This window comes from Wolbachia endosymbiont (group A) of Gymnosoma rotundatum (assembly GCF_947250765.1).
GTDB classification, from domain to species: Bacteria; Pseudomonadota; Alphaproteobacteria; order Rickettsiales; family Anaplasmataceae; genus Wolbachia; species Wolbachia pipientis.
On sequence record NZ_OX366347.1, the window covers coordinates 1,186,175 to 1,199,474 of the forward strand.

General features: G+C 34.4%; 7 protein-coding genes and 2 pseudogenes. 8 read left to right on the forward strand and 1 reads right to left on the reverse strand.

Going from position 1 to position 13,300, the window contains the following annotated elements:
* Window positions 1-34: 34 nt before the first annotated feature.
* Both OOK97_RS05925 and OOK97_RS05930 read left to right on the forward strand, forming a co-directional pair.
* A complete protein-coding gene (locus OOK97_RS05925; protein WP_264705180.1) occupies window positions 35-5,707 on the forward strand; it encodes an ankyrin repeat domain-containing protein in 5,673 nt (1,890 codons plus the stop codon).
* A gap of 244 nt (window positions 5,708-5,951) precedes the next feature.
* Complete coding sequence (locus tag OOK97_RS05930) at window positions 5,952-6,080, forward strand: hypothetical protein (protein WP_264705181.1); 129 nt, start codon at window positions 5,952-5,954, stop codon at window positions 6,078-6,080.
* Between the two features lie 70 nt (window positions 6,081-6,150).
* Here OOK97_RS05930 and OOK97_RS05935 read toward each other — a convergent pair whose 3' ends face one another.
* Window positions 6,151-7,056, reverse strand: coding sequence for an Rpn family recombination-promoting nuclease/putative transposase (locus OOK97_RS05935; protein WP_264705182.1), 906 nt, complete (start codon window positions 7,054-7,056; stop codon window positions 6,151-6,153).
* Between the two features lie 121 nt (window positions 7,057-7,177).
* Between OOK97_RS05935 and wmk the strand changes: the two genes are divergently transcribed.
* The 6 genes and pseudogenes from wmk to ltrA all read left to right on the forward strand — a co-directional run bounded on the left by wmk (window position 7,178) and on the right by ltrA (window position 13,251).
* Window positions 7,178-8,089: a WO male-killing family protein Wmk gene (gene wmk / locus OOK97_RS05940; protein WP_264705183.1), complete on the forward strand. Its 912-nt coding sequence runs from the start codon at window positions 7,178-7,180 to the stop codon at window positions 8,087-8,089.
* Between the two features lie 171 nt (window positions 8,090-8,260).
* Window positions 8,261-8,926, forward strand: a complete 666-nt coding sequence (locus tag OOK97_RS05945) for a JAB domain-containing protein (RefSeq protein WP_143688756.1) — start codon at window positions 8,261-8,263, stop codon at window positions 8,924-8,926.
* A 170-nt stretch (window positions 8,927-9,096) separates the two neighbouring features.
* Window positions 9,097-9,855: pseudogene (locus tag OOK97_RS05950) on the forward strand (hypothetical protein); the annotation flags it as partial.
* A gap of 251 nt (window positions 9,856-10,106) precedes the next feature.
* On the forward strand, window positions 10,107-11,432 hold the full coding sequence (locus OOK97_RS05955) for an IS110 family RNA-guided transposase (RefSeq protein WP_172758466.1): 1,326 nt from the start codon (window positions 10,107-10,109) through the stop codon (window positions 11,430-11,432).
* A gap of 20 nt (window positions 11,433-11,452) precedes the next feature.
* A pseudogene (locus tag OOK97_RS05960) lies at window positions 11,453-11,902 on the forward strand (hypothetical protein); the annotation flags it as partial.
* Window positions 11,903-12,474: 572 nt separating this feature from the next.
* Window positions 12,475-13,251: a group II intron reverse transcriptase/maturase gene (gene ltrA / locus OOK97_RS05965; protein ID WP_264705127.1), complete on the forward strand. Its 777-nt coding sequence runs from the start codon at window positions 12,475-12,477 to the stop codon at window positions 13,249-13,251.
* Window positions 13,252-13,300: the final 49 nt, after the last annotated feature.

Sequence of the window (13,300 nt, forward strand, 5' to 3'; positions counted from 1 at the left end):
TGCTCAGTCTTCATCAATAGACGAATATAATAAATTGTTAGAAAAAATTGGAGAAGGAATCTTTCCTTTTAAGAGCCTCGTTAATAAAGAAGCTCATTTCCAGGGAATATTGAATGGGGTGTTTAGTTATTATAGTGACTTAAAATTACAGGAATTACCAGAAACTAGAGCATTAGTTTTAACTGAGTTTCAAACTGGTAGAGGGGAACGTATTGATATGCTAGTTCATGGTATTAAGTTTGTGGCTCAAGATGGAAATGCTGAGGAGTATACTCCAATAGGATTAGAACTTAAGACATCAAGGCAGGGCAAAGGAGCTCAAGCTTTATTGAGGGAAGCAAATGATCAAATAAATGAAGAATACAAAGAAGGTGTTACCTATAAAACACTAACAGATGGTGACGAAGTAAAATTTATCGGTGTTGTTTTTGATAAAGGATCTAATGATCCGCGTAAACTTATTTTAACAAGTAGGACGAGTAAGGAAGGGTTTATTCCTGTTAGAGTATCTCATAGCTCCTCTGGTAGCTCTTCTCCTGAGAAGTGTTCTAAAAGAGAATCTTCATCATCAGAGTATTCATCAAGTAAAAAACCAAGAAGAGAAAGAAGTGTAAATATGGCCTGCATGGATTCATTTGATGAAGAAAAGATTACAGAGGAGGAAAAAGAACAGCGTATCAAAGAGTTATTCAATGCTGACAAGGTAGCAGAAAGAGTAAAGAATATTGAGTTTTATGATCAGCTTTTCAAGGTTTCTCAGAAGATATCTGAAGGTGAAATTATAGATAAAAATGTTGAAGAAGCATTTGTAGCAAAGATTAAAGATATAGATCTAGGTTCAATAGACCCAGAGATTATGGATATTGTGAAAGAAATGAAGGATAATATAGAGAACAAAGAAGAAGTGAAAAATACTCTGAGAAGATCCGGAGTAGCAGAAAAAATAGGAAAAGTAGCAGAAGGTGCAGGTCTTGCCTTTACAGCATTTTTAGTTGGTAAGCATATAGCAAATGGAGACATAGAGGGATTAGGTTACGATGCATTAAATCTCTGGGTAATGCCAAAAATTGGTGAAAAAATCTCTGGAAAGATATTAGAGTTGGGAACAAAGCTTGATTCTCAGATGTTGAAGGGGTTTGCTCCAGTTATGGGGCGTGCTATAAGTAATTTTGCGGCATTTTTAGGGTTAGCGGAATCAATAAAAGCTCGTCAGAGTGCGACAGATCCTATAGATATGAAGATTGCTGACCTAAACATCGCAACTAATTCCATTTTTATAGCTGCAGATGTACCTGCAATTGTTACAGAAACAATGTCAGTAGCAGGTCTAGAAACTGGAATAGTAGGAGAATTTGCCGGTCCGGTTGGCGCTGCTATTTCAGTTGCTGTAATCATTATAGCACAATTTGTAGAAGCAGGACTTGAAGTAGAAAAATTAGAAGAACATATAAAACTTACAGATCAAGAGAAACATGACTTTTATTGGGATTTCTTTCTTAGTAAAAAATTGCCAGATTATATAGGAAACGATCTGCAAGCAGAAGAAATATATAAACAGTATATATCAAAGATCTTAGATCAATTTAAGGGTAGTTATGATAAAATAGCCATATCATTACCTTCTATACTTCTTACAGAAGAAAAATACCTTGATGGTTCTATTTTCAGGAGGAAAAGAGAGGTGATGCAATCAGATGATGCTTCTACGTATTTGGGAATAACTCCTTGTTTCCGTCATACAAGAATAGTTGATAATAAATTTGATTTTGAATTGATAACGCGTATTTCAGATATCTCTCTCAATGTAAAGAATGGTAACAACCATATTAGCAGGCTTCTTCCAAGTACAATGAAAAATTATAGTGCTATTTGTGGTCCTAAAGGGGATGATACTGATCTAACAGTGATAAGTGAAAAAACCTTACAAAGAGTAGAAGGTGTGACACAATGCGGTTACAGATCAGAGTATGAGAATATGGTATTGTCTACAACAGTGAAAAAAGTTTCTTTAAAAGAGTATCTGCCTGGTTGCCAGAATGCAATTCTGTATAGTAAAAGCAGTTCTTCTAGGCTGCCTGCAAATATGTTGTTTTACATACCTAATAATGATGCTTTTATAAATGTGACTTCTAATTATACTATTGATGTTATTTTTAATGGTAAGAATATACTACTTAATAGTTATGGAATCAATAATCATGGGTCTAGTGTACAGAACAGGTATTATTTTACAGATCAGTTAAGTAATTGTGATATTCATAAACAAGGAACAAATTTCTTCTACATAGCAAAGGATAATTTTGTATGTAATTTAGGGAGATCTTCTACTGGACAAAATAATATAGTTGTAACACGAGGTAATTTTGCAGATTCAGAGAATATACACTCTCTCATTGGCAGTAGCAAAGCTAATCATATAGAAGTTTCTCATGCAGGTTATGTAGACGGTAAAGGTGGAAATGATGTAATAACAGCAAAAAACTTTACTGCAATAAAGGGTTATTTTGGTGATTCTATTTATGGGAAAGGCTTAGTATTATTGCCGATAAATTTTAGTGATATAGGTAGTATGACTCATGCTAATAATATAACAAATATCTACAATAAAAGTGGAGCTTTTATAAGTGTAGATAAACAAACATCAGTAAAAACAGCAGATGGTTTATTTGTAACACCAACAAAAATAGATGATAAGACTGGCGTAGTAACAAACTTGCATGTGACAAAAAGCTTGAGTAATGATGATGAATTAGATAATTTACGAAAGATAGACAATTCAAACTTTAATATTACAAAGCAATTATCAAGTGCTAATTATCATAGTACTATAGGTAGTTCCAGTAATCATATTTTTTATCCTGATAAAGAACATCATAATTTTTACTGGGAAGCTCCAAGTAATATAAGTCATCTTTATCTTTTCGATAACAGAAACGTTAATATTACGATTGCTCAAGCAAATGGTATATTAGATTTTAGCCAATTAAATTGTACATTAAATGATATACCATTTATAGAAAATAAAAAAGGAGAAATAAAGATTAATAAAAATGGCCTAAATGTAACCTTGCTACCAGATTATAAAGATGTCACAGTTACATTTGATGGGCAAGAATATTACAAACTTCAGGATGGAGAATTAGAGCGAGATTATTGCTCTCATAGCTTGAAAGTAGATGGAAGATTTAGTGTTAATGGCACTGACCTTTTAAATCATCATAATTGTTTTACATTTGATTCAGACAAGGTGCTTTTTTTGAAGCTAAATAATGATTTGCTATTGTTATCAGATAGAGGAGCATTATCAATATCGAATTATTATTCTTCTATTCAGAAAAATTGGGATTTATCTATAGAGCTAAATGATAGAATTATCGAACCAGAAGAATTTGGAGAAAGAGCTGATGATTTTAGTTCTTTGAGGTATTACAAGCCAGATGAACAAGGATTACAGATTTATCATAATCAACCTATTAATAAGAATGATATTGGTCTGATTGATTTGCAAGGTAAATCTATATTAGATTTCGGTATGAGAGTTATGAATGATACCTTATTGCTATCACATAAAAATAACACTTTTGTAAAAGTAGAAAACTGGAATACTTATCAACCAGCAAGGGAAATGATGTTCGATTTTAATGATGCAATAGTTTCTAACTCAAAGTGTATAGCTTCTATTTGTAACTCAGAAGATGTTATAGTGGAATTTAATAAAGAAAAATTAGTTTTATCAACTGAGCAGCTGTTTGATGCTGTAAAGCAAAATAATCTTGGTAAAGTTAAAGAGCTTATTGATCAAGGTGCTAGCATTAATGCTCAAAATGAGAACGGTGAATCAATTTTGCATTTCGCTGTGATGGAAGGGAATCTTGATATTGTCAGAATTCTCATTCGCAATGGTGCAAATACTGAAGCTCAAGACAAGTATGGTTGGAGAGCTTTACATTTTGCTGCTTCTTACAATAAGCTGGATATAGGTGAGTTTCTTTTTGATAACGGTGCTAGTATTAGAGCTAAAGATATTTACGGTAGTATTCCGTTACATGTAGCTGCCCAGTTTAGTCGTAAGCTTGAAGTAGTTGAGTTTTTTTTGGATAAAGATCCAAGTGCTATTAATGATAGAGACAATGATGGTCGTTCACCTTTATACAGAGCTATACTAGAGAATAGGTTAAGTACAGTTAAACTTCTTCTTAATAGAGGTGCTGACACTGAGGTTAAGGATACTCATAATCAGGCACCTTTAGACTTGGCTATTCGTGGTAATTACACAGACATAGTAGAATTTTTAAAACAAACACAATTAGACAAAAAATTATTGACTGCTACAGAAAATGGAGATCTCTCTGAGGTCAGAAAATTTGTTAGTCAGGGCGCTAATGTTAATGCTATAGATGTGGGCATTTTAGATAGAAAACCTATACATATTGCTGCTGAAAAAAATCACAAGGATATTATAGAGTTTCTTCTCAGCAAGGAAGTGAGTGTTAACGATACTGATAAATATGATTGGGCACCTTTACACTATGCTGCCAGGTTTGGTCACCTACAGGCTGCAGAGTTTTTAGTAAAAGAAGGTGCTAGTATCAATGCTAAAAACGTTTATGGCAGAGAGCCTATCCACATTGCTGCTGAGCACGATAATAAAAACATTATAGAACTTCTTCTCAGTAAAGGGGTAAGTATTAATGAGATTGACAAGGACGGTTGGACACCATTACACTGGGCTTCTGATGGTGGTTACCTGGATGTGGTAAAGTACCTTATAAACGAAGGGGCCAATATAAATGCTAAAGATAAAGATGATAAAACACCACTGGATCTTGCTAGAGATAAAGGGCATAATAATGTTGTCAATTATTTAGAGAAAGAGCTCAATAAAGAAAAAGATAGACCTGCACAACGCAAACGCCGTCATCACCATGGAGATCATGCTCGTCATCATATGTCAAGAAAACCACTTGCTATAGATTCAAGTAATCAACCTGAAATAGCAACAAGCAGTGCAATAAAACTATCTTCCTGGATAAATGGTTTATTTGATTGGGTAAAAGGCTCTGTAGGTGGATTACTAAATTCTAAACCTACATTATCTAAGGAAACATCAAGCACTTCAAGTCCAATCTCACAAGTAGATGCAAAAATGGATGTAAATGGTACGATAATGTTACTTGATTTATTGGTTAGAAAAGTTACAGGTCAAAAGTATATTTCTACAGCAGATCAGTCTATATCTCCACGAGAGGCACAGGGATATGCACTCAATATTACAAAGGGATTTGAGAAAGTAGTAGAGCAAGCTGGATTAAAAAGTGGTGTGTCAATGCATCGATTAAATATTGATTTTGTGGGAATACAGAAAGAAGTTACAGGAAAAATCATGAGTGGTAAATTTAATGAGATTTCAGGGATTTTAAAATCGTATGTAGAGAAAGCATGTCCTGACGGAGAAGCTGGTAAATTAAGTCCGAAGAAATTTGACAAGTTTATAGCTCAATTTAATAAGGGTCTGCTAAATCAATCAATAGAGCAGATATTACACAACAGAGATGGTAGATTAGAAGTTGATGGTACAAAAAAACAGCAGATAAGTTTAGAGCCTCAAAGTTATTTAAGTAATGCTTCAGTTCACAGCCATTCAGAAGTATCAACTTATCTTTCTGAGATAGGAGTAACCAAGCTTGGAGGTAATCTTAATAGGTAGGTTATAATGTAAGGGGTAATAGCCAAGTAGTGGAAAATTTAAAGTGAGGGTAGCCAAAATAATTAGGGAAACAACCAGTAGCAAGTTTGATGGTTCTAATACTAACATGGATGAAGTAGACATTAAATGCTAAATGGTTGATGTGTTTTCCATATTGAGCTTACAGTACGTAGCTTTGATATAGAAGTTTGGGTAACGTTATAATAGTATAGCTCTTTTTACAATAATCCGAACAGACCGTAATATGCTACTGGCCTGCTATAGCCATAAACACATATCTTATCGCATTCGGACTATTATAAGAAAGGCTATAATTTATATAATTCTATGTGCAATCTTTATAGCTGTTTTAGACAGTTCATTAGACTCTTAATTATGTGGTATGTCTAACTTAGGAAAGATTTTCATAAATGTTGAAAAGTAAAATGAATAAGTTGTAGTATTTATGTTTTTTCCCTGAGTTGTAAAATTTCAGAATGAGAGAGACCGGTAATTTGAGCTATAACATCTATGGAGACACCGGCCTTGAGTGAATTTTTTGCAACTTCAATTTTACCTTCAATTTTACCTTTTTCATGGCCGATTTGGATGCCTTCTAGTCTACCTTTTTGAGTAGCATCATCGAGTTTTTGAGCAAGTACAGCCTGTTCATCACGAATACGCTTGATCTCCTGTTCATAGGCAATAAATTCTTTTTCTGACCAGTTGAATCTATTTAGTTCTTCATATGCTCTTTTAATTATTAGATCACTTCCTATTATTCTCTCTAGCTCGTCTTCACTAGTTTCGTCTGCATATCTAAAGAAGTAGACCCATTTTTCAACTATACTTGAAAGCTGATCTTCTTTGGTTTTTGGAAATTTAGGCAACTCAATAAATATAAAGTAAAAATCTTTTAGATCATGCTCATTAGTATCTTCATCGCGAATAGTATGCTTTGATTTGTACTCAGACTTATCAGGAAATAAAATACAATCTGCTATAGCAATAAAGATAATTTCCTTAAGGTCATGATATTGATCACCCTTACTAGCTTGTCTTGAGTAAGCTTTAGCTGCGTAATATTGGGCACGTTTTTCAAAGCCTTTGGTTTTAGCGACCTGCATTTCGACTATGACTTGCAGCCCATTTTCATCTCTACAAAGAACATCAACAATGCTTTGTTTTTTAGAAGCAATATCAGGGTCTTGAATAGTACTTAAGAACTCTATATCCTTTATTGTGCTTTTCCCAGTAAAGCCAAGAATATCATTAAGAAAGTGAATAAGGATATCTTTATTTTTTTCAGTACCAAAGATGCGCTTGAACGATATATCATTTTTTGGATCGAGAAATTTCGAAAGAGCCATAGCAAGAGTACGTAAAAAGCATTGGTAATTATACACAATTGTGAAGAAATATTCAACTAAAATTGAAACATAGAAGTTTTTGTATATCTTTTGTTTGGTAGTATTAACCTATATAATATTTATGGCAAATATTTCGATAAGGTACCAAATAGCACAAAATGTAAAAAGCTGGAGGTTAAAGCGAGGTTATACTCAAAAAGATTTAGCGGGAAAAATTGGCGTAACGTATCAAGTAGTACTACAATATGAAAAAGGAACGCGCAGAATTTCAATTAAGAAGTTATATGAATTAGCAGAAGCATTATCAACAACTGCTAGAGATCTAGCTTGCGGACAAGAAGTATCAAATGAGGAAAGGTATGAGGAAGAAGAGATATTAAATCTAGTAAGAAGACATAAAGAGATTAAGGACCAAGAATTACGTGAAACGTTTTATTTATTAACTAAATTCATCCGTATTAGTGAGGAAGAAAGTGGAAAGGCAGTAAAAGTAGAGGTGGCAAAGGGTTTAGTTAAGGAAGGAGTTTCTATCTCTCAAACGACCAGTTTATCTATTGATGAATATGATAATGATGAGAAAAAAATTTCTATTCCGTATAAAGTAGGTCAAAGAATAAAAGAATGGAGGTTGAGAAGAGGATACACTCAAGAAGATTTAGCAAGTAAAGTGGGCATAATAAATCAAAGAATATATGAATATGAACAAGGACGAGCTGCTGTTTCACTTGAAATGTTAGATGAAATAGCAAAGGTACTATCAATTAGTGTTACAGATCTACTTCCAGAAACGACAGAAAATGAGAATAGTGAAGCAGAGCTATCAAAGTTAATAGAAGAATACAAAAAGATCAAAAGCAAAGAACTACGTCATGTACTAATAAAATCTCTGTTTGAAAGCATACAAATTTGCAAAGAGAAAGTGAAGAAAGTAGAAAAGATGAGAATTGCAAAGAATTTAGTTAAGGAAGGAATTTCTATCAATATTATTTTAAAAACAGTAGGCATCTCTTTAGACGAAATTCAACAAATTTAAAATAAAAAAATCAGTATCTATTAATATCTTTGCTTTTTAATGAAAAAATAAGTAAAAAAGATTGAAAAATTGATTTGACTTCACTCAAAAGCTATGGCTTTATGCCAATGCTGACAAAAAAACAGCAGTAAATATATAAAAACATTTTGTTATTAGTGAAGGGTAATTTTTATGAATAATAAGAAAGATCGTAGAGAAGAAATAGAATTCAGAGCATTAGAAAGCAACGGTAAAGCTCTACTTGATCGTGAAGTAATAGAAACGTTTCTAAGTGCAGTGCATGACAGGGAAGAAGCTCGAATTATTGCTAGAAAGCTAATAGATAATTTTGGAATAGGAGGAGTTTTAGGCCAGGAAATAGATGACTTGAAAACTATAGAAGGGATAACTGACTCTACAGTAGCAGTAATTTTATGCCTAAAGGAAGCTGCAAAGAGAGTACCAAGAGAAGAGTTAAAGAAAGGACCTGTAATGGATAACTTGGAAACCATCGTAAAATATTTAAGGGTGAGTATTGGTTATTCAGAGGAGGAAAAGATGAAAATAATATATTTTGATCAAAAGTGCCGTTTAAAGGGGGAAGAAGTGTTCACTGGTACAGTGGATAAGGTACCTTTTTACATAAGAGAAGTAACAAGAAAGGCATTAATAAGAAAAGCGACGTCAATAATAATATCGCATAACCACCCAGAAGGAAGGTTAAAGCCATCTGATGAGGATGAAGCTGTAACTAAAGACTTGGCTAAAGCTTGTCAGACTATAGGGATTAGGTTACTGGATCACATTATCATCACAAGTGTTGGGTATTTTAGCTTTAAAGAGCAAGGACTGTTATAAAGCAGATGTTTGAAGATTTTCATGAGTTGTTTAACTACTTGAATGAAGAAAGTATTTGCAAGTGCATTAATTATTACTTATAATTAATGAGAAAGTATATATTAAGTTAATAATAAAGTAATAAAGTCGGTTGTAGACTTAGTAAAGTATATTTAATAGCGGAGGCTAATATGGTTAATAAAATAATTGTACCTTTTGATGATCAAGAAGGAAGTACTTACGAGTTAAACATTGATCTTGATAGATTATCAAAAGGTGAGGTGTTAAATGCTATTGTAGGAATAGGTCGTACTAACACCTTTGTAAGCAAAATTAATAAGGCTAAAAAGCCTGAGGAAATAGCACCTTTCCCTGGTAGAGAAGTTCGCGAAAACAAAATCAACTGTGGGAAAGGATTTGACTATGTTTATGGCACAAAACCTGCAAGTGATCAAGAAGATAAAAATCCATTTACCTCCGCCTTGCAAAAAATAAAGCCAAGTATAAGCGAAAGTGAAAAGTTGAGCTGGTTTAAGAGTGGAGTGGTAAAAGCAAAAACCCCAAAAGAGATGAACAAAGTTATAGATGAAGTAATAGGTGATGGAACAAGGCTAAATGCATGTAATGATGGGGAATGGAGTTTCTCAGAGTATGTAGTATTAGGTACACATTTTCATAAATTTGATAAGGTTGATCGTAAAAAGGTAATACGTAAATTAATGTTAAGCGGTGCAGAGTTTCATGATACTCTACTACAGAATAAACTGATAGGTGAAATCTATGATGAGCTACAACCAGAAGTTCAGCTACAGATAGATAAGCAACTAGAAGAACTAGAAAAAGCTGGCGAAAGTGCTGTTCAAGAAGGATCCTTAATAGATCTCGAGATAGACAATACAACATCATATATAGAATTTTCTGATAATAGCGCCGGACAGATAAAACCTGTCAAACCAAAAAGAAACTTCCTAGCTGAGTGTGTGGCAAATTTTATATATAATTTTGTAGAGAAGAGCTTTTTGCAGTTATAGCCGAACTGTGCAATGGTGCCTTAAGTGCCCGTAGAATAGCGTGGCTTTGGAGGAACGGTCAAACCACTGATGGAGCCTTTTGGGCTACCTCGATTAGAAGAATGTATAACTCAACCGTCCCAAGCTTAAGCACTTCTCAACTATGGATTATTATATAATGGAGATTAAAAATGGCAAAGGTCAAAAGTAAATTAGAGATAACGAATCCTAATGCAGCAGGAATCGATGTTGGCTCGGCTGTACATTATGTATGTGTACCCGAAGGAAGCGATGAACAACGTATACAAAAATTTAGCTGCTTTACGGAAGATCTCTACAACATAGCAAAATGGTTGAAAAAATGTAAAGTTAATACAGTAGCCATGGAGTCAACAGGAGTGTACTGGATTCCTTTGTTTCAAGTACTTGAATCACACGGATTTGAAGTAAAACTGGTAAACGCAAAACATGTTAAAAATGTACCTGGGAGAAAATCAGATGTGCAAGATTGTCAATGGATTCAACAACTACACAGTTACGGGTTACTCCAAGGGTCATTTAGGCCAGATGATCAAATGTGTGTATTGCGTAGTTATGTTCGGCAACGTAAAAATTTAATTGAAAATGCTTCTACACATACTTTGCGTATGCAAAAAGCGCTAACACAAATGAATATTCAACTACATAGAGTTATAAGCGATACAACTGGTGTAACTGGAATGCAAATTATTAAAGCAATAATAGATGGTGAGAGTAATCCTGAAAAATTGGCTGAACTAAGAGATGGACGAATAAAAAGTGATAAATCTGTTATTGCAAAAGCATTAGCAGGAAACTATAGAAAAGAACACCTATTTACATTAAAGCAAGAATTTGAGCTATATAATATTTATCAGGAAAAAGTAGCAGAATGTGACAGGAGCATTGAAGAATATTATAAAACATTTGAGACAAAGTCTGATGAGAGTAAAAAGTTAGGTGAAGAGAAAAATAAGCATAGAAAAAGTAAACCAAACTTTGCTTTGCATGAAGAATTATATCGAGTAACTGGTATAGATTTTACCAAAATTCCTGGATTGGATATACTAACTGTACAAACTATCATTTCGGAAGTTGGTGTTAACTATAATAAATGGCGATCAGAGAAGCATTTTACTTCGTGGTTGGGGCTAAGCCCTGCTAATAAAATTACAGGGGAAAAAGTGTTTAGCACAAGAACACGTAAAGTCATTAATCGTGCCGCGAATGCATTTCGAATGGCTGCTCACTGTGTATCAAGAAGCAATAGCGGAATAGGTGCATATTGTAGAAGGTTAAAAAAAAGACTAGGTGCACCAAAAGCGATTACTGCTACGGCAAGGAAATTAGCATGTATCTTTTATAGTATGTTGAAGTATGGACAAGAATATGTAGAAAGAGGTATGGACTATTATGAAACACGTTACAAAGAGAGGGTTGTAAAAAATTTAATCAAAAAGGCACAGGAATTCGGTTATATCTTAGTTCAACAGGAATAACTAATGGGAAGTTTCTTAGAAGCAAGGTAGAGGTAGCCAAAATACTGAGAAAGTTAGGAAGTAATATTTTAAAAATTGGTAATGATGCAGTTGAGGTTAAAAGCGAGAAGGGAGGTATAAGAAACTATATCGATATGTCAGATGAAAGCTCTATTATATTACAATTTCCTACAAGCATTGGTCAGCTAAATATTATATTGTACCACGATGTAAAAAAATATGATCAAGTACAAGTCAGAGTAGAAAACAAGGAAATGTGGGCTGAGTTACAAAAAAGAGGCGAAGAAATAGGAAAAAACTGCCTTTTTGGGGGAGTGAAACTTCAAGAAGCAGTAGAGAAAGGTAATTTCACTAGATGTGGCATATGGAATGAAAAGTATGCTATAAAAGAGATTAGCAATGATGAAGTATTGTCTTCATGGGTAAATAGGGTATGTGGAGGTAGTAAAGAAACCTTTAGGGAACTTTAATTCATTTATTTTAAGGTTCCAGAGTTTAGTGTGCCGTAGAGACACAAGGAATGTTCAAGTAAGAGCAAACTAAGTGCAAAAGCTACGCAATAGATGGGGGTGGGCCCCTCGGAGCCGGCTTACAAGAGCAGGCTTCAAACAACCATAAGCTGCTTTGGTAAAAAGCTAAGGTAGTGAGCGTTATGGAAAAGGCGCAAATATGCGTCATGTGTAAAATAGAGAGATGAATGAAAATGAACCACTGATAAAGTGTCGAAAGGAATTGGATGATGTCAAAACCAGGGGTTAGACTTAACCTGGGATAAATCTATCGGGAGCTTGTTTACTGGATAGATGGCGTCCGGCATAGAGGTGGCATGAATCTATTTTGGGCTATTGCGTGGAACTGCGGGAACCTGTCGTTTCGATGATAAGGGAGAAATCCAAGGAGCTGATCTCTGAGGATGAGAGTACCGATGCGGAAAACAGGGGCGGATCAGCTCGTAGTAGTGAAGAAGTTTCTGTAATGGAAATGGAGCGAAGGAGCTGAGTTATTTAGTTTTAGTTATTTATCAACCGAAAGGGAGGAGTTAATGAATAAAACAAAGTCTTTTGATATACCAAAGCAACTTATTTGGAGAGCTTATAAACAAGTATCGAAAAATAGAGGTGCTGCTGGTGTAGATGGGGTTTCGATAACAAAGTTTGAGGAAAATCTAAAAGATAATCTATACAAACTATGGAATCGTATGTCATCCGGAAGTTATTTTCCAGAGCCTGTAAAAGCTGTAGCAATACCGAAAGATATGGGAGGAGGACAAAGAATTTTATGTGTTCCTTCAGTATCAGATAGGATAGCGCAAACAGCAGTAACAATGTATCTCGAACCGTTAGTGGAGCCAAAATTCCATGAGGATTCATATGGTTATAGATCGAATAAATCAGCATTGGATGCGGTAGATACAGCGCGTAAGAGATGCTGGAAGTACGATTGGGTGGTAGACCTTGATATATCAGGGTTCTTCGACAATCTGGATCACGACTTAGCACTTCAGGCTATCAAGAAACACACAGACTGCAAATGGGTCATACTATATGTTGAAAGGTGGATGAAATCCCCTATACAACTTGCAGATGGCAGTAAAGTAGTTAGGGATAAAGGAGTTCCGCAAGGAGGTTCAGTTAGCCCAATCATCTCTAATATATTCATGCATCATGTGTTTGATATATGGATGAAAAAGAACTATCCGACGGTACCATTTGAGAGATATGTGGACGATGCGATAGTGCACTGCAGAACAGAGAAACAGACAAGATTTGTGAAAGTAATGATCGAAGAAAGATTGGCTGAGTATAGGTTGAAAGTATAGCTTTTTTTACAATAATCCGAACAGACCGTAATATGCTACTGGCCTGCTA

What these genes read in the sequence shown, in the direction of transcription:
- OOK97_RS05930 (WP_264705181.1), top strand. Translation starts at nt 5,952, where the DNA reads ATGCTACTGGCCTGCTATAGCCATAAACACATATCTTATCGCATTCGG.
- OOK97_RS05935 (WP_264705182.1), bottom strand. Translation starts at nt 7,056, where the DNA reads ATGGCTCTTTCGAAATTTCTCGATCCAAAAAATGATATATCGTTCAAG.
- wmk (WP_264705183.1), top strand. Translation starts at nt 7,178, where the DNA reads ATGGCAAATATTTCGATAAGGTACCAAATAGCACAAAATGTAAAAAGC.
- OOK97_RS05945 (WP_143688756.1), top strand. Translation starts at nt 8,261, where the DNA reads ATGAATAATAAGAAAGATCGTAGAGAAGAAATAGAATTCAGAGCATTA.
- OOK97_RS05955 (WP_172758466.1), top strand. Translation starts at nt 10,107, where the DNA reads ATGGCAAAGGTCAAAAGTAAATTAGAGATAACGAATCCTAATGCAGCA.
- ltrA (WP_264705127.1), top strand. Translation starts at nt 12,475, where the DNA reads ATGAATAAAACAAAGTCTTTTGATATACCAAAGCAACTTATTTGGAGA.